The 22992-nt window shown below is 44.5% G+C and carries 20 protein-coding genes, 1 tRNA gene and 1 riboswitch; of the genes, 5 read left to right on the forward strand and 16 right to left on the reverse strand.

All coding sequences use genetic code 11. The annotated features are described in order from the left end of the window. Nucleotides 1-153: 153 nt before the first annotated feature. Together R7P36_RS13350 and yfbV are read right to left on the reverse strand one after the other, a co-directional pair. Nucleotides 154-1119, reverse strand: coding sequence for an ABC transporter substrate-binding protein (locus R7P36_RS13350; RefSeq protein WP_005380811.1), 966 nt, complete (start codon nt 1117-1119; stop codon nt 154-156). A 330-nt stretch (nt 1120-1449) separates the two neighbouring features. Then, entirely contained in the window at nt 1450-1902 is a 453-nt protein-coding gene (gene yfbV / locus R7P36_RS13355; protein ID WP_005380809.1) for a terminus macrodomain insulation protein YfbV, read from the reverse strand. 346 nt (nt 1903-2248) lie between these two features. On the opposite strand from yfbV, the gene R7P36_RS13360 reads away from it, so the two are divergent. From R7P36_RS13360 to R7P36_RS13370, 3 genes are all read left to right on the forward strand, one after another. Next, nucleotides 2249-3445, forward strand: a complete 1197-nt coding sequence (locus R7P36_RS13360; RefSeq protein WP_005380807.1) for an acetate kinase — start codon at nt 2249-2251, stop codon at nt 3443-3445. Nucleotides 3446-3580: 135 nt separating this feature from the next. Continuing rightward, nucleotides 3581-5725 carry a phosphate acetyltransferase gene (gene pta, locus R7P36_RS13365; RefSeq protein ID WP_005380805.1) on the forward strand — a complete coding sequence of 715 codons (2145 nt, stop codon included), beginning with the start codon at nt 3581-3583 and terminating at the stop codon, nt 5723-5725. A 342-nt stretch (nt 5726-6067) separates the two neighbouring features. Then, nucleotides 6068-6490: a hypothetical protein gene (locus R7P36_RS13370; RefSeq protein WP_213899696.1), complete on the forward strand. Its 423-nt coding sequence runs from the start codon at nt 6068-6070 to the stop codon at nt 6488-6490. Between the two features lie 114 nt (nt 6491-6604). On the opposite strand, the gene R7P36_RS13375 is transcribed toward R7P36_RS13370, so the two are convergent. From R7P36_RS13375 to moaA, 11 genes are all read right to left on the reverse strand, one after another. Beyond that, nucleotides 6605-7552, reverse strand: coding sequence for a glutathione S-transferase family protein (locus tag R7P36_RS13375; protein WP_213899697.1), 948 nt, complete (start codon nt 7550-7552; stop codon nt 6605-6607). Nucleotides 7553-7719: 167 nt separating this feature from the next. Then, complete coding sequence (gene oppF / locus R7P36_RS13380) at nt 7720-8733, reverse strand: murein tripeptide/oligopeptide ABC transporter ATP binding protein OppF (RefSeq protein ID WP_005387265.1); 1014 nt, start codon at nt 8731-8733, stop codon at nt 7720-7722. Continuing rightward, nucleotides 8712-9683: an ABC transporter ATP-binding protein gene (locus R7P36_RS13385; protein WP_005380792.1), complete on the reverse strand. Its 972-nt coding sequence runs from the start codon at nt 9681-9683 to the stop codon at nt 8712-8714. Before R7P36_RS13385 ends, oppF begins: the two co-directional genes overlap by 22 nt. A gap of 27 nt (nt 9684-9710) precedes the next feature. Further along, complete coding sequence (gene oppC, locus R7P36_RS13390; RefSeq protein WP_017633861.1) at nt 9711-10613, reverse strand: oligopeptide ABC transporter permease OppC; 903 nt, start codon at nt 10611-10613, stop codon at nt 9711-9713. A 15-nt stretch (nt 10614-10628) separates the two neighbouring features. Then, nucleotides 10629-11549: an oligopeptide ABC transporter permease OppB gene (gene oppB / locus R7P36_RS13395; protein WP_005380786.1), complete on the reverse strand. Its 921-nt coding sequence runs from the start codon at nt 11547-11549 to the stop codon at nt 10629-10631. A gap of 128 nt (nt 11550-11677) precedes the next feature. Next, the gene (locus tag R7P36_RS13400) at nt 11678-13354 is read right to left on the reverse strand and encodes an ABC transporter substrate-binding protein (protein WP_017633862.1); all 1677 of its coding nucleotides are present in this window, start codon (nt 13352-13354) and stop codon (nt 11678-11680) included. A 531-nt stretch (nt 13355-13885) separates the two neighbouring features. Further along, entirely contained in the window at nt 13886-14341 is a 456-nt protein-coding gene (moaE, locus tag R7P36_RS13405; protein ID WP_005380781.1) for a molybdopterin synthase catalytic subunit MoaE, read from the reverse strand. Nucleotide 14342: 1 nt separating this feature from the next. Then, a complete protein-coding gene (moaD, locus tag R7P36_RS13410) occupies nt 14343-14600 on the reverse strand; it encodes a molybdopterin synthase sulfur carrier subunit (protein ID WP_005388938.1) in 258 nt (85 codons plus the stop codon). Continuing rightward, on the reverse strand, nt 14597-15076 hold the full coding sequence (gene moaC / locus R7P36_RS13415) for a cyclic pyranopterin monophosphate synthase MoaC (RefSeq protein WP_005380779.1): 480 nt from the start codon (nt 15074-15076) through the stop codon (nt 14597-14599). Before moaC ends, moaD begins: the two co-directional genes overlap by 4 nt. Nucleotides 15077-15102: 26 nt before the next feature. Then, on the reverse strand, nt 15103-15615 hold the full coding sequence (moaB, locus tag R7P36_RS13420) for a molybdenum cofactor biosynthesis protein B (RefSeq protein ID WP_042523114.1): 513 nt from the start codon (nt 15613-15615) through the stop codon (nt 15103-15105). Nucleotides 15616-15716: 101 nt separating this feature from the next. Further along, nucleotides 15717-16706, reverse strand: a complete 990-nt coding sequence (moaA, locus tag R7P36_RS13425; protein WP_213899698.1) for a GTP 3',8-cyclase MoaA — start codon at nt 16704-16706, stop codon at nt 15717-15719. Then, a riboswitch (molybdenum cofactor riboswitch) is annotated at nt 16695-16829 on the reverse strand. Its footprint overlaps the gene before it by 12 nt. Nucleotides 16830-17004: 175 nt before the next feature. Here moaA and R7P36_RS13430 point away from each other — a divergent pair. Then, complete coding sequence (locus R7P36_RS13430) at nt 17005-17901, forward strand: YvcK family protein (protein WP_005388931.1); 897 nt, start codon at nt 17005-17007, stop codon at nt 17899-17901. A 137-nt stretch (nt 17902-18038) separates the two neighbouring features. Here R7P36_RS13430 and luxU read toward each other — a convergent pair whose 3' ends face one another. The 3 genes from luxU to uvrB form a co-directional block, all read right to left on the reverse strand. Next, entirely contained in the window at nt 18039-18383 is a 345-nt protein-coding gene (luxU, locus tag R7P36_RS13435) for a quorum-sensing phosphorelay protein LuxU (RefSeq protein ID WP_017636054.1), read from the reverse strand. Continuing rightward, nucleotides 18380-19786, reverse strand: a complete 1407-nt coding sequence (gene luxO / locus R7P36_RS13440; RefSeq protein ID WP_005380768.1) for a quorum-sensing sigma-54 dependent transcriptional regulator LuxO — start codon at nt 19784-19786, stop codon at nt 18380-18382. The genes luxU and luxO overlap by 4 nt, the downstream gene beginning before the upstream one ends. A gap of 290 nt (nt 19787-20076) precedes the next feature. Then, nucleotides 20077-22107 (reverse strand): excinuclease ABC subunit UvrB, encoded by a 2031-nt coding sequence (uvrB, locus tag R7P36_RS13445; protein WP_318099318.1) that lies wholly within the window; start codon nt 22105-22107, stop codon nt 20077-20079. A gap of 559 nt (nt 22108-22666) precedes the next feature. Between uvrB and R7P36_RS13450 the strand changes: the two genes are divergently transcribed. Next, a tRNA-Asn gene (locus tag R7P36_RS13450) sits at nt 22667-22742 on the forward strand. Nucleotides 22743-22992 lie beyond the last annotated feature (250 nt).

Raw genomic sequence — 22992 nt, forward strand, 5'->3', positions numbered from 1 at the left:
CAGGCTGGCTAATACCAACCTGAACTTAAGACTTCTAACGTATACTCCCCTTCTTCTCTAGCAGAATGCTTTACACGAGAAATCTGGAGAGTATCAGTTTTGGGGCAAGCCTCTATCAACCAACGTGACAGGCTTAACCCCAAAAAGCGTTACTTATTGCATGCTTGTCGCACGTTCAATCACAGAACTTGGCAGCTTGATACCGAGCTTAGATGCTGCGCTTTCATTAATTACAAGGTCAGAGCCCGTCGCGACTTTTACATCCAGCTTGCCTGGTTCTTGACCATCAAGAATCGCCGCCACGTAATCCGCGGTTTGTACACCAACCTGATAGTAGTCAAAACCTAAGCCTGCAATTGCACCCTTTTCGACATACGACGTCGCGCCACCAAATACAGGTTTCTTCGCTTGATTCGCTGCAACAATCATCCCTTCAATCGCACTTGCAACTGTATTGTCTGTTGGGGCGTAAAGAATGTCTGATTTCGCTGCAATCGCTTGAGTCGCAGACTGAACATCAGCACTTTTTAGTGCGGTCGCTTCAACCACTTGTATGCCTTTTGCTTTTGCGCTTTCTTTTAGTAATTCAACTAAAGTCACGGCATTAGCTTCACCGGGATTAAATACAACCCCGATGCTTTTCACCTGAGGAAGAATTTCTTGGATGAGATCGACATGCTGAGCAACGGGTGAAAGATCAGACAGGCCAGTTACGTTTTTGCCTGGTTGTTCCATCGACTTAACCAATTTCGCACCAACCGGATCTGTTACCGCAGTAAAGACAACAGGAATAGAGCGAGTAGCCGACACCAAGGCTTGTGCCGAAGGTGTCGCGATGCCAACTAACACATCAGGATTTTCGCCGACGTACTGACGGGCAATTTGCACCGCAATCGCTGGATTACCCTGTGCGGTCTTATAATCAAATTCTAGATTTTTGCCTTCTTCGTAGCCTTTCGCTTTCAAACCATCAAGCAATCCTTGGCGCGTCGCGTCTAACGCCGGGTGTTCGACAATCTGTGAAACTGCGACAGTTGCAGTGGCGGCCAGTACATTGGTAGAAGAGAAAATAGCAGTAGCTGATAGAACGGCAGTGGCTAATAAACGTTTCGTTTTCATCATAACTCCTTGATGTGACTTCGTCCTTGTTTCACGAGCTTTCAATATGTGTATCGACTCGTGAATTCAAATGTTTGAAGGCGGTATTGTTGTGTTCATATAACTGTGCACTTCTTGCGCATCTTGTTTTTATTATTACTACTAAGTCTTAGTAAAGAAAAGAAAGATTTAACACTAAAGCAACATTTGTGATCGGGGGGACTTCTTCATCCGGAAAGAATCTTTGGTAAACAAAGCTTCGCTCGCTTCATCAACGACCGTCAAAGTAGGTAATAGAGGCAGGATCAAAAATGGAGCGGCCAGTGCACACTCCATTTCAAACAATTTAAATTAGAACCAACGCTCTAATGACGATTTATCGAGCTGGCGAAACGCTCGGTTCAGTATTATCGCAAGCTCTTTGTAACGAGGGCGAGCTTTGACAGGCTCTAATGCAAAACCTGTTTCCACAATTTTTTGATGCAACTCCCGATACCAAGAGGCCAAAGAAGGCGGCAATTTCGTGTTGGATCGAGCACCAAGCCACCAAATGCCTTGAAGTGGCAAGCTAATCGCAAACAAGGCAACAACAATGGATTGAGGTAACGCGTGGTAATTGTTGAATGCCATTTGAGTGAGTACGCTGATCGCAGCAACGGCCGGCATGACTTTAATGCCAAAGCGAGTCGCCTTAATGATACGCTGTTCCGGAAATATGGCGCTTAGCTCTTTACGAACTGGCCAGATCTCCATGTAATTCTGGCCATCTTTCAGGCTATGGATCAATCCGACTTTATTACTCATACCGCTCTCTCACTAAAAAATAGTTGAACATTTCAACTGAAGGTACAAAAAATTGATGAAAGTTAATATTCTTTCAAATTTTTTTTGTTATCATTGCTTATTATCGCTATCCTTTGCAGACCCTCAATCTCATTGTTGCTGTTATTTACAATTTAAGCAACTCCGAGATATCTATCTGCACGGATCGCATCATAGTGATGGAAGGGTTCATCACTATTTCTTTATATGGAATTAGAACAATTTTTGACCAGGATTAGTACGCAGCCTTCTGGGTATCGGCTATTCTTGTGATTAATTTTTCATTCTTTAACTGATTTTTTATCAGACGAATAACAGGTAGTCATACATGTCTAAGCTAGTTTTAGTTTTAAACTGCGGTAGTTCTTCTCTTAAATTTGCCGTTGTTGATGCCGAGAACGGCGACGAGCACTTGTCAGGTCTTGCTGAGTGTCTTCACCTTCCTGAAGCTCGCATCAAGTGGAAACTTGATGGCAAGCACGAAGCTCAACTAGGCAATGGTGCAGCTCACGAAGAAGCACTAGCGTTTATGGTAGAAACTATTCTTGCTTCTAAGCCAGAGCTTAAAGCTAACCTAGGCGCAATCGGTCACCGTATCGTTCACGGCGGCGAGCAGTTCACTCAATCTGCACTAATTACTGATGAAGTTCTAAAAGGTATTCAAGACGCTGCAACATTTGCACCTCTTCATAACCCTGCTCACATCATCGGTATCGAAGCGGCTAAGAAAAACTTCCCAGAGCTGAAAAACGTTGCTGTATTTGACACTGCGTTCCACCAAACTATGCCTGAAGAGTCTTACCTATACGCTCTTCCATACAACCTATACAAAGAACACGGTATCCGTCGTTACGGCATGCACGGTACTTCTCACTTGTTCATCACTCGTGAAGTTGCAGGCCTACTAAACAAACCAGTTGAAGAAGTAAACATCATCAACTGTCACCTAGGTAACGGCGCATCTGTATGTGCGATCAAGAACGGTCAATCTGTAGACACTTCTATGGGTCTTACTCCACTTGAAGGTCTGGTAATGGGTACTCGCTGTGGCGACATCGACCCTGCTATCGTCTTCCACCTACACGACGCTCTAGGTTACTCTGTTGATCAAATCAACACGATGCTAACTAAAGAATCTGGTCTTCAAGGTCTAACTGAAGTGACTTCTGACTGTCGTTTCGTTGAAGACAACTACGGTCAAAAAGAAGAAGCAACACGCGCAATGGACGTGTTCTGCCACCGTCTAGCTAAATACGTTGCTGGCTACACTGCTTCAATGGAAGGCCGTCTAGACGCAATCACTTTCACTGGCGGTATCGGCGAGAACTCTGGCCCTATCCGTGAAATGGTTCTAAACCGTCTTGGCATCTTCGGTATCGAAGTAGATAGCGAAGCTAACCTTAAAGCTCGCTTCGGCGGCGAAGGCGTTATCACGACTGAAAACAGCCGTATCCCTGCAATGGTTATCTCTACTAACGAAGAGCTAGTCATCGCTGAAGACACTGCTCGCCTGACAGGTCTTTAATTGAATTCCTGGCTAGCCACTCGGCTAGCCAGTTTTCATTCAAACGAATTTCTTAGGGGCTCAACTCCTATTCTTCGAGCTTCATGGAATAAGAGTTGAGCTTTTATCCCCCAAATAGCTAAAGGTACTCTACGAATGTCTCGTACTATTATGCTTATCCCTACTAGCGCAGGCGTTGGCCTAACAAGCGTTAGCATGGGTGTTCTTCGCGCTATGGAGCGTAAAGGCGTTAAAGTTTCTTTCTATAAGCCAATCTGTCAGCCACGTTCAGGTGGTGATCAGCCAGATCTGACTTCAACTATCGTTGGTCGTAACAGCGATATGAAGATCGGTGAACCAATGGCGATGTCTGTTGCTGAAAGCCTAATCGGTAACGACAACATGGACGAGCTGCTAGAAACCGTTGTTGAACGTTACAACCAAATCAACAAAGACGCAGACGTTACGCTAATCGAAGGTCTTGTACCTACTCGTAAGCACCCATTTGCAAACCAAGTAAACGCGGAAATCGCGGCAACACTTGGTGCAGAAATCGTGCTAGTTGCGACTCCAGGTACTGATAACCCTGCGCAACTGAAAGAGCGTATCGAAGTAGCATGTTCTAACTTCGGCGGCACTAAAAACAAAAACATCTCTGGTGTTATCATCAACAAGCTAAACGCTCCTGTTGACGAAGCTGGCCGTACTCGCCCTGACCTATCTGAAATCTTTGACGATGCAGACAGCGCGAAACAAAACGAATTGAAAGTGATGGAAATTTTCAACACTTCTCCAATTCGTGTTCTAGGTTGTGTGCCATGGAGCATTGATCTGATTGCGACTCGTGCAATCGACATGGCTAAACACCTGAAAGCAGATATCATCAACGAAGGTGACATCAACACTCGTCGCATCAAGAGCATCACTTTCTGTGCACGTTCTCTGCCAAACATGATTGAGCACTTCAAACCGGGCTCTCTACTTGTTACTTCTGCAGACCGTCCTGATGTTATCGTTGCTGCTTCTCTTGCTGCAATGAACGGTGTGGATATTGGTGCAGTACTGCTAACTGGCGGTTACGATATCCCTAGCGAAATCGAAGGCCTATGTAAACCAGCATTCGACACTGGTCTACCTATCTTCAAAGCACAAGGTAACACTTGGCAAACGTCTCTAAACCTACAGAGCTTCAGCATCGAAGTGCCTGCAGACGATAAAGAGCGTATCGAGTTCATCAACGAACACGTTGCTGGCCACATCGACGGTAACTGGATCGAGTCTATGACTGAAGGCACTCAGAAGTCTCGTCGTCTAAGCCCACCAGCGTTCCGTTACCAGCTAACTGAACTTGCTCGTAAAGCAGGTAAGCGTATCGTTCTTCCAGAAGGTGACGAACCACGCACAGTTAAAGCAGCGGCAATCTGTGCTGAACGCGGCATTGCAGACTGTGTACTTCTAGGTAACCCAGATGAAATCCGTCGCGTAGCGGCTCAACAAGGCGTTGAGCTAGGTACTGGTGTAACCATCATCGATGCAGATGCTGTTCGTGAAAACTACGTTGCTCGCCTAGTTGAGTTGCGCGGTGCGAAAGGCATGACTGAAGTTGTGGCTCGTGAGAAGCTACAAGATTCAGTATTCCTAGGCACAATGATGCTTGAGAACGACGAAGTTGACGGCCTAGTTTCTGGTGCTGTTCACACTACGGCGAACACTATCGTTCCTCCGTTCCAAATCATCAAGACGGCACCAAATGCGTCTATCGTATCTTCAGTATTCTTCATGCTTCTGCCTGATCAAGTACTGGTTTACGGTGACTGTGCAATCAACCCAGATCCAACTGCTGAACAGCTTGCTGAAATCGCTATCCAATCTGCCGACTCTGCAGCAGCATTCGGTATCGAACCACGCGTTGCAATGATCTCTTACTCTACTGGTGAATCTGGTAAGGGTGCAGACGTTGATAAAGTACGTGAAGCAACAAAACTGGCTCAAGAGAAACGTCCTGATCTTATCATTGACGGTCCTCTACAGTACGACGCTGCTATTATGGAAAACGTTGCTGCTTCTAAAGCACCAAACTCTCCAGTTGCAGGTAAAGCGACAGTATTTGTATTCCCAGACCTAAACACGGGTAACACAACTTACAAAGCGGTACAACGTTCAGCTGACCTAGTATCTATCGGTCCAATGCTGCAAGGTATGCGTAAGCCTGTAAACGACTTGTCTCGTGGCGCGCTAGTAGACGACATCGTGTACACCATCGCTCTAACAGCTATCCAAGCAGACCAAGAAGCTAAATAATAGCTTCTTACATCTAGTTGGATATAGATACAAAGCCCTCGATTCGTCGAGGGCTTTTTCTATTGCTGGCCAGAACACTTATTTATTTTTTATACCAATCACTGCACAACCTATAATTACTGGTGCACAAAGCTTTTCTCCCTATCGCCCTCCATACCTAATCGACATTGCTCGTGCTTGTTCTTACACCGATTGACCCACTCCCCAAAATGCATTGGCTCCAAAGCAGCACGGTCCCTGTTCAATTTATCGACATTATTTACGTTTTAGCTAAACTTTTTTGCTAGGAAATACGTAAAAGCTACTGCAATGCACAAACTCATTGACTGCTAAGGAATATATATGAAGGATTTCATCAATACATCACTGATAAAGTTTGGTTTAGCTGCGTTTCTGATTAGTTTTTCTTCATTCAGCTTTTCCGCCCCGAGTATTAAAGGCGTCGATCAAGATATGTCCGGAGGAACGGTGACCGCTGAAATGGCTCATGCTGATGACAATGGGTGGATGGTTGTCCACCGAACAGACGAATCAATGAAGCCTGGTCCTGTTATCGGCTACGCTCCGTTAAAAATGGGAAAGAATGAAAACGTAAATGCAATTTTGATGGAACCAGTAGAATCAGGCGATATGCTGATGTTAATGGTCCACGGAGAGAAAGGTGGCATGAAGACTGGTGTGTTTGAGTATACGCTCGGCGCTAAAGAGGACGGTCCTGTAAAAGTGGACGGAAAGCTAGTGATGGACATCGTACGCGCTAACTAAGGTGGCGATGAATGAAAAAGTAAACTTCCTACTCCCGGTATTTAGATGACACAAAAGTACTTAACGGCATTGCTAACCGTTAAGTACTTTTTCATTTGCGATGGAAGCAGCAAACTAGCCAATCCTTTCTCTTCCATGAGGAGTATTTAGGTCTAAATCAGGCCCTTTGGGTACAACTTGCGTCGGATTAATCCCAGTGTGGCTGAAGTAGTAGTGGCGTTTAATGTGATAGAAATCCGTCGTTTCTTCGACGCCTTCGACTTGATATAACTCTTTTAAGTAGCCTTGTATATTTTCGTAGTCTGCGATGCGCTGCTTGTTACACTTGAAATGCCCCACATACACCGCATCAAAACGAATAAGAGTCGTAAACAAACGCCAATCAGCCTCAGTAATTGTGTTCCCTGCTAAGTAACGATGCGTCGCTAAGTGAGCATCGATTTTATCTAACGCATTAAACAAAGAATCAAACGCTTCTTCATACGCCTCTTGTGTAGTCGCGAAGCCACAACGATACACTCCGTTGTTGACATTCGGATAAACAAAATCGTTCCACTCATCAATAACGTGTTTTAGATGATCTGGATAGTAGTCGTCGTGATTCCCTGTTAACGCATTGAATTCCGAATTGAACATGCGAATGATCTCTGACGACTCGTTTGACACAATAGTATTGGTCTTTTTATCCCAAAGTACAGGCACGGTTACGCGGCCCGTGTAATCGGGTTTGGCCTGCGTGTAAATTTGATACATGCGCGTGTGACCAAACAATGGCTCAGGAAGCCCCATTTGCCAACCTTGGCTGAGCATATCAGGGCAAACGACCGTGACATCAATATGTGGTTCTAAACCTTTCAGCTTGCGGAAAATGAGGGTTCGATGTGCCCAAGGACAAGCAAGAGAGACATACAAATGGTATCGACCGGGCTCTGGCGTAAACTCCGCATCAGGGTCGTTTTTAACCCAGTTACGGAATCCGGCATCTTCGCGCACAAATTTGCCACCATTTGATTTTGTGTCATACCAGACATCTTGCCAAACACCTTCAACCAACTTACCCATGATTGCTCTCCTCTCGTTCTGTTTGTGTCTATATTAGCGTTTCCTATCAAACAGAGAATCATCGAACTTAGGACATCATGTTCAAGAAATTCGAATGTATAAATCAGACACATAAAAAAAGCGCGACCCGATGAAGGTGTCGCGCTTAAGCCCGTCACAGGCTGAATTTATACACTAACGTGTAAACAAGATACCGCGTGAACGTCATTACCTAAAATGGTTGGCTTCGTCTTCGCACACTCTTCGGTTGCTTGTGGGCAACGAGTGCGGAATACACAACCCGACGGTGGGTTGATAGGTGAAGGAAGATCACCCTCTAGCATTTGGATTTTCTTATTGCGCTCAATATCCGGGTCCGGGATCGGAACCGCAGACATCAGCGCACGCGTATATGGGTGCTTAGGATCAGCAAACAGAGCCTCGGCCTCGCCAAGTTCCACGGCATTACCTAAATACATAACTAAAACGCGATCTGAAATGTGTTTAACGACAGACAAGTCATGCGCAATGAATACCAGAGAAAGCCCTAACTCTTTTTGAATCTCTTTAAGCAGGTTAACAACCTGAGCTTGAATAGATACATCAAGCGCCGATACTGGCTCGTCACAAATGATCATCTTAGGCTTAAGGATAAGCGCACGCGCTATCCCGATACGCTGACACTGACCACCCGAGAACTCGTGTGGGTAACGGTTAATCACGTTAGGTAATAGGCCAACTTTCGCCATCATCTCTTTAACGCGATCTTTCACTTCCTGCTTAGACAGTTCTGGATAGAATGTCTCAAGAGGTTCAGCAATGATATCACCAACAGTCATACGCGGATTCAGCGATGCCAATGGGTCTTGGAAAATCATCTGAATTTCTTTACGCGTCTCACGGCGCTGAACGCTTTTCATTTTAGTAAGGTCTTGACCCAACCAAACTACTTGGCCGTCAGTAGCTTCAACCAGACCAATGATGGCACGAGCAAACGTCGATTTACCACAACCTGATTCACCTACTACACCAAGCGTTTCCCCTTCGTATAGTCGAACGTTCACGCCATCTACCGCTTTCAGGCTCGAAGGCTTTGACCACGGCCATGCCGACTTTGAGGCAATGCTGAAGTGAACTTTCAGCTCAGAAATGTCCAGAATTAGTTTTTTGTCTACTGCGTTCATTTGTTCCAAGCCTCCCATTCAGAAAAACATGCACGCTGACGACCATCACCAAATGGTGTCAGAATTGGCGCCTCGCGCTTACAACGATCCATCACACGGTGACAGCGCTCTTGATAAGGGCAGCCCGGCGGTAGACGAAGCAAGTTTGGTGGATTACCAGGAATGGTCGGCAGAATTTCACCCTCAGTATCGAGGCGAGGAATCGCCTTCAGCAGCCCCTCCGCATAAGGATGGCTTGGATTGTAGAAAATTTCGTTTACGTTACCGTACTCCATAGTACGGCCTGCATACATCACCAGCACCTTGTCACACGAACCTGCAACCACACCAAGGTCGTGCGTGATCATGATGATCGCTGTGTTGAACTCAGATTTCAGCTCATTCAACAAGTCCATGATCTGTGCTTGTACCGTCACATCAAGTGCTGTTGTTGGCTCATCGGCAATAAGCAGTTTAGGACGACATAACAACGCCATCGCGATCATTACACGCTGACGCATACCGCCTGAAAACTCATGCGGGTACATCGTGATACGCTTACGCGCTTCAGGGATTTTTACCGCTTCCAGCATGCGTACTGATTCTTCAAATGCTTCCGCTTTGCCCATGCCTTTGTGCAGCATAAGCACTTCCATCAACTGATCACTCACTTTCATGTAAGGGTTCAGTGATGTCATTGGGTCTTGGAAGATCATTGCGATCTGTTCCGCACGCACTTTGTTCAGTTCTTTTTCTGGTAAGTTTAGGATTTCTTTGCCTTCAAACTTTGCGCTACCAGAAATAATACCGTTCTTAGCCAAAAGGCCCATGATTGCGAATACGGTTTGAGATTTACCTGATCCCGACTCTCCAACGATACCTAAGGTTTCGCCTTGGTTGAGAGAGAAGTTCAAATCGTTTACTGCGGTTACGATACCATCTTGCGTGGTGAATTCGACGCGCAGATCTTTGACATCTAATAAGCTCATCATTGCTTCCTTAATCTTATCTTTTAATTATCTGTCTTTTGGATCCAGCGCATCGCGCAGGCCGTCACCAACGTAGTTGAAGCAGAATAGCGTCACAACCATGAACACTGCTGGGAATGCCAGCTGCCAGATTGCTACTTCCATTGTCTGTGCACCTTCTTGTAGAAGAGCGCCCCAACTTGTCATTGGTTCCTGAACACCAAGACCAAGGAATGATAGGAATGATTCCGTTAGAATCATACTTGGGATAAGCAGCGTAGAGTATACCGCTACAATACCCAGTACGTTCGGTACGATATGACGAGTAATGATTTTCCAGTTGCTTACACCACACACATGTGCCGCTTCGATAAACTCCTTGCTACGTAGACTAAGAGTCTGACCACGTACGATACGCGCCATATCTAGCCATGCGATAGCACCAATCGCAACGAAGATCAGCATGATGTTACGACCGAAGAATGTTACCAGTACAATCACCAGGAACATAAACGGTACCGCGTATAAAATTTCTAGAATACGCATCATTACGCGGTCAACTTTACCGCCGATGAAACCAGATGCTGCGCCGTAGAGCGTACCAATCAGTACCGCTACAAATGCACCCATAACACCTACCATCAACGAAATACGACCTCCAATTAGCGTACGCACGTATAAATCACGGCCTAAGCTGTCAGTACCAAACCAATGGTCAGCATTCGGTGCAACGTGCATCGCGTACCAGTCAGTATCATCAAATGTGTACGGTGCGATCATTGGCAGGATAATAACCGCCAAGGTCATTAGAACAAGAAGGAATAAGCTCACCATCGCCGCTTTGTTGCGCATGAAACGGATACGAGCATCTTGCCAAAGACTGCGACCTTCAATCTCCAAGTTTTCGGAGAATTTCTCAATCGCTTCTAGGTTTTCTTTTTTCGTTAACATAACCAAACGTCCCTGTTAGTAGCGAATTTTCGGGTCAATCATTGCAAGTAAAATATCTACAATCGCGTTGAATAGAATGAATAGGAAACCAATCAGAATGGTTACCCCCATTACTAGCGAGTAGTCACGGTTAAACGCAGCGTTAACGAATAGTTTACCAATACCAGGCAGACCAAAAATGGTTTCGATAACAACGGAACCGGTGATGATACCTACGAAAGCTGGGCCCATGTAAGAAACAACAGGGAGAAGTGCCGGCTTAAGAGCGTGTTTGATAATGATATAACGGTAACTTAGACCTTTAGCACGTGCCGTACGAATAAAGTTACTGTTTAGGGTTTCGATCATCGAACCACGCGTGATACGAGCAAAGGTAGCAACATACAGTAGCGACATACCAATAACAGGAAGCACTAAATACTGCCAGCTACCATCTTGCCAACCGCCCGCAGGGAAGATATTCCAATGAAGCGAGAATATGTAGATAAGCGCAGGCGCTAATACAAAGGATGGCATTACGACACCAAGCATCGCAGTCGACATAATGGTGTAATCAATCCAAGTATTTTGCTTGAGCGCAGCAATGGTACCGACGGTAACCCCCATTATCAAAGTAAAGATAAAGGCGATGAAGCCCACTTTAGCCGAAACAGGTAAGGCAACCGCGATCAGCTCGTTTACTGAGTAATCAAGGTATTTAAATGACGGTCCGAAATCACCTTGGATAACATTGGTCAAATACGTGGTGTATTGTTCAAATACAGGTTTATCCAAGCCATATTTAGCTTCGATGTTTGCCATTACTTCGGGTGGCAATGGACGCTCTGTCGAGAAAGGGTTTCCCGGTGCAAAGCGCATAAGAAAGAAAGATACGGTGATCAAAACCAACATTGTTGGGATCGCCTCAAATATCCTTTTTGCGATGAATTTAAGCATAAACTCACTCTTTCAGTCTGTGACAGTTAAATTAAAGAAGTCGTCCAATTCTTTTGGACTAAAGATAGGCGCTACATGCAATTTCTCACATGTAGGGCCTCATTTTTATAGTTCTATCGAGTTACGAATTACTCTGTGATGTAGAGATCTTTAGAGTAAATCTTGTCTTCCGCGTTATTTACTGGGAAGCCACCAACTTTCGGTGATAGTAGACGTGATTTCACGTACTGGTAGATAGGTGCGATTGGCATATCTTTTGCCATCAACTTCTCTGCTTCTAGGTAAAGTGCTTGGCGCTCTTCGTCAGAAGTTGAAGCAAATGCTTTGTTCATGATCGCATCGTACTCTTTGCTGTCGTAGTGAATACCACCAGTAGTGTTATTACTCATCATCAGCGTTAGGAAAGATGAAGCTTCGTTGTAGTCGCCACACCAACCTGCACGAGCAACCTCAAAGTTGCCAGAATCTTTGGTAGATAGATAAGTTTTCCACTCTTGGTTTTCTAGCGTAACGTCTAGACCAAGTGTCTTCTTCCACATTGAACCCAGTGCAACCGCAAGTTTCTTGTGGTTCTCTGATGTATTGTATAGAAGGTTAAATTCAAGAGGGTTGTCTGCGCCGTAACCCGCTTCTTCCAATAGACGCGCAGCTTCTGCGTTACGCTCTTCTTGCGTCATTTTGCCGTATGCAGGAATTTCTGGGTTGAAACCTGCCGTAATTTCAGGTGTTAGGAAGTAAGCTGGCTTTTGACCTTGACCTAAAATCGCATCGGTCACAATGTTACGGTCAATCGCATAAGAAATCGCTTTACGCACACGAACATCATCAAACGGCTTTTTCTTCGTATTGAAGATGTAGTAGTAAGTACATAAGTTACCGGTTACAGACACTTCTTGTGGGTGCTCTTTCTTCAGACGCTTGAAGTGCTCTGTAGGCAGCTCGTTCGTGAAGTCGATTTCACCCGCTAGGAAGCGGTTCATTTCCGCTACTTGGTTCTCGATTGGTAGGAAAGTAACTTGGTCAAGCGTCGTGTTTTCGTTGTCCCAGTACTGTTCGTTACGTTTTAGAACCAAACGCTCGTTTACAACCCAGTTGTCAACAACATAAGCACCGTTACCTACAAAGTTCTCTGGCTTCGTCCATTGATCGCCGAACTTTTCAACAGTTGCTTGATGAACAGGTTTCACTGTCGTGTGGCCCATCATCATTACAAAATATGGTACTGCAGTATCTAACTCAACCACTAACGTGTGATCGTCAACCGCTTTAACACCTAACTCGCTCTTATCTTTTTTACCCGCAACAATGTCTTTTGCGTTCTTCATCTTGGTGTATTCCATGTACCAAGCATATGGAGAGGCGGTTGCTGGATCGACTGCACGTTGGAAGCTGTAAACGAAATCACCTGCAGTGACAGGATCACCGTTTGACCATTTTGCGTCTTCACGTAAGTGGAAAGTGTATGTTTTGTTGTCTTCAGTTTCCCAAGATTCTGCAACACCAGGGATAGTGTTACCGTCCGCATCTTGGTTTACAAGGCCTTCAAGAAGATCGCGAATCACGTGGGATTCTGGAACACCTTGAGATTTATGAGGGTCTATTGTCGCAACTTCTGTACCGTTACCACGCACCAATTCTTGAACAGCAGCAAGTTTTGGCTCTTTAGAATCAGATTTAGCTTCAGGGGCTGGAGCCGGAGCAGGCTCAGCAGCTTGTTTCTCCGCAGGCTTTTCACCACAACCAGCTAGAGCGAGAGAAAGACCAGCACCAATAAATAAAGCGCGCGTGATTTTATTCTTATACATGCGTAAAACTCCAAATTTTTTCGTTAGCATCCATGACTTCTTTGTAAGGGCCTGGAACGGTCAGAGTTTTAGATTTTTTTAGTGCACTTTCTGAGCACAAAAGTCTAAAACCTTACAAAGACTGCGGCACACATTAGCAATCATTGAAGTAATTTGCCATAAAAATGTAGCAAAAAAACCAATAATGCTGACTAAACCACACATATCTAGCAGTAAACTCTAACCCCAAAGCATTCACCAGCCAAATAAAGACCAGAAGCGACATTTAACAGGCGAAACTTTCGATTAATCTGAGTTTAAACCATTTACTAGCATCTTATGCTAGATATTTACACATCATTTAACATTTATGACAAATCAAGTCTAACAAATAATTGTTTATATATTGGGCAAAAAACTTTTATTGTGAAGAATATCACCAGACAAAAGATAGGAAATATTGAAACAAAGTGAGCAATACAATGAAGATAAATACAAAAAAAGCTAAGTACCATTAGCACTTAGCTTTTTTCACTAGAATGCGGGTTAGTTCTATTTTTCCCAACGCTGTGCAGCTTGATGATCGGTGTCGCGCGACTCAATCCAACGATCTTCATTCGTCGTACGCTCTTTTTTCCAAAATGGTGCTTGGGTTTTCAGATAATCCATGATGAACTCGCACGCATCAAATGCCGCGCCGCGGTGCGCACTGGAAACGCCCACAAATACAATTTGATCACCGCTATCCATGTCTCCGACACGATGAATCACGCGTACACCTAATAGTGGCCAGCGAGACTCAGCTTGATCACAAATGTCGCTCAAGCTCTTCTCTGTCATCCCCGGATAGTGCTCTAGATGTAAACCAATGACATTATCCCCAAGGTTCATATCTCGAACTTTACCAACGAATGTAACGACAGCGCCGGCAGCCGTCCCTTCAGATAGACGTTGATATTCTTGCTCAACCGAAAAGTCTTCAATTTGTACAGAAACACGAGAATCCATCTTAACCCCCAGTTACCGGCGGGAAAAACGCAACTTCGTCACCTGCTTTTACTTGTGTATCCAGAGGGACGATGGATTGGTTCACTGCAGCAAGTAGCTTTCCTGGCTCGAGCGCTAAATCCCACTTGCCATCTTTCTTAGTGCCTTCTTCCACTAGATGTGCACGAATTGATTCAACCGTTTCAAACGGCCCGTCTAACTCGACACTGTCGATGCCAATCAGCTCTCGAGTTTGAGCAAAGAAAAGTACTTTAATCATGATTCCACCTTAAAGTGACCAGATTTACCACCCGTTTTCTCTAATAGACGAACTTGACCAATGACCATGTCTTTTTGTACTGCTTTACACATATCGTAAATCGTTAGAGCAGCAACGGAAGCTGCCGTGAGCGCTTCCATTTCCACACCAGTTTTACCCGCAAGTTTACATACTGATTCGATGCGAACTTTGTTTTCTGCTTCGATAGCTTCCAGTTGAACTTCAACTTTAGAGAGTAGTAGCGGATGACAAAGTGGAATCAAATCCCAGGTTTTCTTCGCAGCTTGAATACCAGCAATACGAGCCGTCGCAAATACATCACCTTTGTGGTGCTGGCCAGAGACAATCAGTTGAAGTGTTTCTGGGGCCATGTGAACAAATGCTTCAGCACGAGCTTCACGAACCGTCTCCGTTTTTGCTGACACGTCAACCATGTTTGCTTCGCCAGAAGCATTGATATGTGTAAATTGGGTCATTGTTTTTCCTTCGCTTTTAGGAAAGGTTATACAGATAGGTGTGGCATGAAGTTACAAGGGCGATGACTTGCATCCAACTGCTGTTTAATAATTTTTGTCCAGCCTGTGCGACACGCACCAGTTGAACCTGGCATTGCGAAGATCACGGTGTGGTTAGCAAAACCAGCAATCGCACGAGACTGAATCGTAGACGTACCGATCTCTTCGTACGACACCATACGGAACAACTCACCAAAACCTTCAACTTCTTTATCAAATAGAGGCTTAAGTGCTTCTGGCGTGCTATCACGTGAGGTGAAACCTGTACCGCCAGTAATCATGATCGCTTGTACGCTTTCATCAGCAATCCATTGAGAAACAATCGCGCGGATCTTGTACATGTCATCAATAACAATTTGCTTGTCTACTACGTTGTGACCCGCTTCTTGAGCATGCTCAGCTAGGTAACGACCAGAGGTATCGTTTTCTTCAGAACGAGTGTCAGATACCGTTAGAACGGCAATATTTGCAGGTTGGAATTTGCTTTCAGCGTGACCCATTTGTTCACCTATTCTCTTAATTAGCTTTGATACGCTTGGTATCGATTCGGAAAAAGTTAGAGCCAGCTTATCAGTGAACTCGCTCTAAAAATTGAATGAAGTTAGCCGCCGATAGACGCGAGGTGTGGCGTCATACCAGTATTGCCATCATGCAAGAAATGGCTTACCGACTTGGTTTGTAACTGCGCCTGGATACGTTCAATAAGCTCACTCTCTTGCTCATCACGTTCCAAAAGATCACGCAATTCTACACCGTGGTCTCCAAACAGACATAGGTGCAGCTTACCCATCGCAGAAACGCGCAGTCGGTTGCAGCTTTCACAAAAGTCTTTTTCATAAGGCATGATAAGACCTATTTCACCCTTGTAATCAGGATGAACAAATACTTGCGCAGGACCATCATTATGCGAGCGCACTTTCAGCAACCAACCATTTGCAATTAGCTGGTTACGAATTGCCACTCCGGATACATGGTGCTTATTAAATAGCTCATCCATCTCACCCGTTTGCATCAACTCAATGAAACGCAGTTGGATTGGACGATCTTTTATCCAGTTAAGAAACGCTGGCAGCTCGTGATGGTTCAGATCTTTCATCAACACCACATTAACTTTTACTTGCTCATAACCGACCTCGAACGCACGTTCGATACCATTCATGACTTCAGTAAACTTATTTTCACCTGTGATTTGATGAAACATACGCGGGTCAAGGCTATCCACACTGACATTAATGTGGGTTAAACCCGCTTCACGCCAGTCTGCAACTTGCTTCGCCATTCTGTAGCCGTTGGTCGTCGTCGCCACCTTTTTGATGCCTGGCGTCGTTGCGACAGAATGAATGATGTCAGTGAAATCTTTGCGTAAGCTAGGCTCACCACCAGTGATGCGCACTTTTGACGTGCCACAATCAGCGAATGCTTTTACGACCCGCTTGATTTCAGGGAGAGATAAAAAAGACGAGTTTTTATTGCCCGAAGGCTTATAGCCATCAGGAAGGCAATAGGTACATTTGAAATTACATACGTCGGTCACAGACAGACGCAAGTAATAAAACTTACGATGAAATTTGTCTTCGAATTGTTGCGCCACGGAACACCTTTCCAAACACGGGAGGCATGGCCATTTCCAATCATGCCCTTGTGACAGTATGCCACTGGCTCAAAACGCTTATCCAAGGACTTAGCAATAGTGAGCTCGGAGTTATGGCAACCAGAGATATGAAATCTCTGATAGCTTTGCGGTGTAAAATACTTAATATTTGTAATGGAATCCAGACTTGAGTGATAAAAAACTCTCTAGAGACACAATTTACCGCTAAGTGAGTACCTTTAAGACACTCCTTAAGATAAATTGTAGCCGTTTTTTATTAGATTATTAGAAGAACATAATGAATATCTACACAGATAAAAAAGTGGTCGCTGTTGGCGGTGGTCATGGCTTAGGTCGAATGCTGGCCGCATTACGAGATTTTGGCAGCAATGCAACTGGGATTGTTGCCACGACTGACAATGGTGGTTCAACAGGAAGAATTCGTCACTGCCAAGGAGGAATCGCTTGGGGAGACACACGTAACTGTATTAATCAGCTCATTACAGAGCCTTCGATCAGTTCTATGATGTTTGAATATCGCTTCAAAGGCACTGGCGAACTTGATGGTCATAATCTTGGTAATTTGATGCTTACTGCACTCGATAACTTATCGGTCAGACCTTTAGATGCCATTAATCTGATTCGCAATATGTTAAAAGTCGACGTTAACATCCTTCCTATGTCCGAACACCCTTCCGATCTTTCCGCGTTATCCGTAGATGGGAAGTGGGTTACGGGAGAAACAAATGTCGACGAAATGAAAGCAGACTTGCGACGTTTGGATCTTTCACCAGAAGTGCCTGCTACCAAAGAAGCCATCACAGCTTTGGCGGAAGCGGACGCGATTATTCTTGGCCCTGGCAGTTTTTTAACTAGTATCATGCCTCCTTTATTGCTGCCTGAACTCGGCAAAGCGATTGCAGCAAACACAAAAGCAAAAGTCATTTTTGTTGCTAACCTGAGTCCAGAATACGGCCCAGCGGGACGAATGACGATGGCTCAAAAATTAGAATGGTGTGAACGTGCCTGTCAAGGAAGAAAAATAGACGTGGTTCTAGCAGAGAAAACCGAGCAAGACGTCTTAAGTCAATGGAATGTAGTGACGGAGTCACTCGCCTCCTCTAACCGAGACTGGCGTCACGATAGAAACAAGCTCAAACTAGCGATTGAAAATCAGCTACAACTTTCTATTTAAGAGCACGTTACCTGGCTAGCGCCCTCTTTTAAGGTGTTTATTGATAATGAAAACCCTTCTGTCATCGAAGGGTTTTAGTTCAGGCATCCAGTAAAAACAGATGTTTACTAAGAAAAAATGGTTAATAGAAAAAATAGCTACTGTCGCCAAGAGCGATAAGCATCTCGAGTTTCGTGCAAAAGATCGAACATAGCCTCTAACTCCTCAGACTCCGCAGTCAACTCACCGGCTTTCGCTTTTTTGTCTATGGACATAGCCAGTTCACAAAGGCGATCTGCCCCAAAGCTCGCAGCACTACTTTTCAACGCGTGGCTGATTTCTTTTGAGTAAGCTAATCGCTCTGCCCCCTGCAGTTGGGATAAGTTCTCGATATAGGTATCCATTTCTCCTAGGAAGATATCGAACAGTACAGGTACGTTGTCACTGCCAATTTCCATCGACAGTTCATCTATTTTTTGCTGATTTAATACATTTACACTCATACTTTTTGCCGCTCTTCCTTGCCGTTCCATGCCTGTAACTTGCGGTAAATCGTCGACGGACTGACATCAAGATATCCCGCCGCTCGAGGAATATTGCCATCACATGCTTCAATCGCTTGCTCGATTGCCATTTTTTCCGTCATCCATAATGGCATAATCTCAGATGCGGTCATCGCTTTCGGCTCAATTAATTTAGCCACAGACGACGGACGGTCAAGCGGTTGATTCAACGGTGGCGGTAACATGTCCAACGTAATCTCTTTACCGTTGTTTAGAACAACGATATTGCGTAGCACGTTTTGTAACTGACGAACGTTACCCGGCCACTCATAGCTGTTGAATCGCTCGATGACATCAGGCGCAAAACGTATGAAGCTTTTTCCTTCTTCGTGTGACATGTAACCTAGCAGTGAGTATGCAATTTCAATAACATCTTCGCCTCGTTCGCGTAAAGGCGGTAAATGCAAAGGAATGACATACAAACGATAGTACAAATCTTCACGGAATCGACCTTCTTGTACCTCTTTCCAGGGATCACGGTTAGTGGCACAAACAAAGCGCACATCCACGCTCTTCATTTTTGAGGAACCCACTTTTTGGAATGTGCCCGTTTGAATAAATCGTAGCAACTTGGTTTGTAAATCCAAGTCCATCTCACAAAGCTCATCTAGAAAAAGTGTGCCGCCATCCGCTAACTCAGCTGCCCCTTGACGATCATTCGCAGCGCCAGTAAAGGCCCCTTTTACGTGACCAAACAGTTCACTCTCAATCAAATCTTTTGGAATTGCAGCACAGTTAATTGCAATAAAAGGTTTGTCACCACGTTTACTTGCTGCGTGAATAGCCTCGGCACATACCTCTTTACCAGTTCCACTTTCACCTGTGATAAAAATACTCGCTTTACTGCTCGCCGCTGAATCTATCGTACGGTAAACCTGCTGCATGGTTTGGCTACTGCCGATAAACCCCTGATAGCTCTGATTGCCTGGATTATCGGCTTCATTTTTTAGCTTGGTCGCTTTACGAATGGCATTGTTAACCGTGACACGTAAACGGTCTGCTTCACACGGTTTAATTAGAAAGTCTTGTGAGCCATGACGCATGGCCTCGACAGCGGTATCGATAGAACCGTGAGCGGTCATAAAAATTATAGGTACGTCGGGATGACTCTTTTTAACGGCATGTAAAACGTCCATCCCCGTCATATCTGGCAGACGGAGATCGAGTAAAATAAGATCTGGAATTCGATGATTTAGGCTCTCAATGGCATCCCTACCTGTGCCGACAATATTGATATCTATGCCAAGCGGTGTCAGGTATGAGCGGTACAGAGCCGCAACAGATGCGGTGTCCTCGACCATTAAAAGGTAACGAGACTTTGGGCCTTCGGGTTTTTGTTGCATAACCTAGCTATTATTTTGTTGTGTTTTAAACAATAATCGCATTACGCTTTGCATTTTGCAAATAACATTAGCTAAATTATGGGCAAAGGAAAAAATTCAAAAATAATATCAATTATTTAAAAAGTGGCACAAACCATGCTGTAACGATAGTGACCCCTCGGGTCACCTAGCCAACTGACGTTGTTAGTGAACGATATGTTCACAAAACAAGCCAATAGACCCGACTGCCTATTGGCTTCTTTTTTTACAAGCGACCTAAAATGCTTGGATAGTTAAATCGGTAAGTTTGTTCAACTATTTGCGATGAACTGCGCTCGTAGTTTTTCAATCTCGTCACGCTTTTGTGCCGCTAACTCAAATTCTAAATCTTGCGCATGCTGATACATCGCTGCCTCCAGTCGACTGATTTCTTTTTCTAGCTGCTGAGGGGACAGTGCCTCGTAAGTTTGCGAAGGCTCCGCCACTTTCGATAATGGTACCTGTTTAGTGTTACGCTGGCGTTTAGACTTAGTGATATCGCCAAGTTCCATGATGTCTTTGATATTTCGTTTGAGCGCTTGTGGCGAAATACCCATTTCTTCGTTGTACGCTTCCTGCTTCTCGCGACGACGGTTAGTTTCATCCATCGCCTTTTTCATTGAGTTGGTGATTCGGTCAGCGTATAAAATCGCCTTACCTTCGATGTTTCGTGCAGCACGACCAATGGTCTGAATGAGTGAGCGTTCAGACCGCAAGAAGCCCTCTTTATCCGCATCCAAAATTGCAACTAACGAGACCTCTGGCATATCCAGGCCCTCTCTCAATAAGTTTATTCCCACCAGCACGTCAAATTCCCCAAGACGAAGGTCACGGATAATTTCCACACGCTCAACAGTATCAATGTCTGAGTGTAAATAACGTACCTTAACATCATGTTCGTGAAGGTATTCGGTGAGATCTTCAGCCATTCGTTTGGTCAGTGTTGTAACCAGAACTCGTTCATCTTTAGCAGCGCGAATACGGATCTCAGACAATAGGTCGTCGACTTGGGTCGCTACTGGGCGAACTTCCAACTCAGGGTCAAGCAAGCCGGTTGGACGAACGACTTGATCCGCCACATCACCCGCCGATTTTTCTAGTTCGTAATTTCCAGGCGTAGCAGAGACGAAAATCGTCTGTGGCGCTAGTGCTTCAAACTCCTCAAACTTCAGTGGACGATTATCCAAAGCTGAAGGTAACCGGAAACCAAACTCCACCAGCGTTTCTTTACGCGAACGGTCACCTTTATACATGGCACCTATCTGCGGTACTGTCACGTGAGATTCATCGATGATCAACAAGCCATCATCAGGTAAATAGTCAAACAGGGTTGGTGGCGGCTCACCTTCCGAGCGTCCACTGAGATAACGAGAATAGTTTTCGATACCGGAGCAAAAGCCCAACTCATTCATCATTTCGATATCGAATTGAGTGCGCTGGCTAATTCGCTGCTCTTCCAATAGCTTGTTGTTATCTAGAAGCTGCTTTTTGCGCACTTCTAGTTCGACTTTAATATTTTCAATCGCTTCAAGAATGCGATCTCTTGGCGTCACATAGTGCGTCTTGGGATAGATGGTATAGCGCGGCAAGTCTCGTTGTTTCACCACGCCTGTCAATGGATCGAACACACTGATGCAATCCACCTCATCGTCAAACATCTCAACGCGCACAGCGTCTTGGTCTGATTCAGCAGGGAATATATCAATCACCTCGCCACGGACACGGAACTGCCCTCGCTCAAAAGCAACATCATTGCGCGAGTATTGGAGCTCCGCTAGGCGACGAAGCATATCACGCTGATCAATCACATCTCCACGTCGCAAATGAAGCATCATTTGTAAGTAGGATTCCGGATCACCCAAACCATAGATAGCTGAAACCGAAGCAACGATAATAGCGTCTTTCCGTTCCAATAAAGCTTTAGTGGCAGACAGTCGCATTTGCTCAATGTGGGCGTTAACCGAAGAGTCCTTTTCAATGAAAGTATCTGTTGTGGGAACATATGCTTCAGGTTGGTAGTAATCATAGTAAGAAACAAAATACTCAACCGCATTATTAGGAAAGAATGACTTCATCTCACCATATAACTGAGCAGCAAGCGTTTTGTTTGGCGCAAGTAATATTGCAGGTCGTTGGGCTTGAGCAATCACATTCGCTAGTGTGAAGGTTTTACCTGAGCCTGTGACCCCCAACAATGTTTGATGTGCTAGCCCAGCATCGAGCCCCTCAAGCAACTGATTGATCGCTCCTGGTTGATCGCCCGACGGCTGATAATCGGAGACCAATTCATAGACTTTACTCATACCCTTCCTCAATTTTACTGCGCTTTGGCTGTATATATATACACCTTAGCTAATGAAATCTACGTCTATCGAGAATTTAACCATCATTGTTAATAAATTTTCTTGTTTGTCTAGAATGCTATAGCCATACAAAAGTGACTCTGATATAGTACTTCGCCCTAGTTGAAGAGCTACACACATTCTTCACATTATAGTTTCCACAACTTTTCCCCAAAAATTAGCTTAAAACTTTCTTATCCCCAAAAGATTGATTTTTATCCACTTTGAATACCTTTTGATTAACATCGATAAATCTCTGTTTTATTTGCTTATTTTACGCATAACTCCGACTAAAAATTCATTAAATAAAAACTTAGTTGCATATCAACTTTCTTTACCCAGATCTCATCAACATACTTATCCACAAATTTAGTGGATAACTAACCTCGAGCCTTTACTGGCAAGCCATACAGAAAAGTAAAGCCCTTAACTCAATATTTTTTGCTAAAAATGTATTTTTTTACTGTTGACAGTAGTTTGAGTGCTCGGTAAGATTCGTCCCGCTTTCAAGCAAAGCAATTCCTCCTTAGCTCAGTTGGTAGAGCGACGGACTGTTAATCCGCAGGTCGCTGGTTCGAGCCCAGCAGGAGGAGCCAGATTATAGAAAAGCCGTGTCGCAAGACACGGCTTTTTTTGTATCTTAATCGCCAGGAAATCTAAGCCAATCTAGGCGCCATAAAATCACACCGAAATAAGTTCAAATTACAGAACTCATAACATTGTCATAGATAGTGTTCTCACAGTACCACACATTTAATTCTGTCTCTTTTCTAGCAAAAAACAATCATAACCAATTGAATCTATTGTTAATGCAACTTAATCATTGAAAAAATGAAAAGCATTCAT

This window comes from Vibrio sp. 397 (assembly GCF_033339395.1).
Classification (GTDB): Bacteria; Pseudomonadota; Gammaproteobacteria; order Enterobacterales; family Vibrionaceae; genus Vibrio; species Vibrio alginolyticus.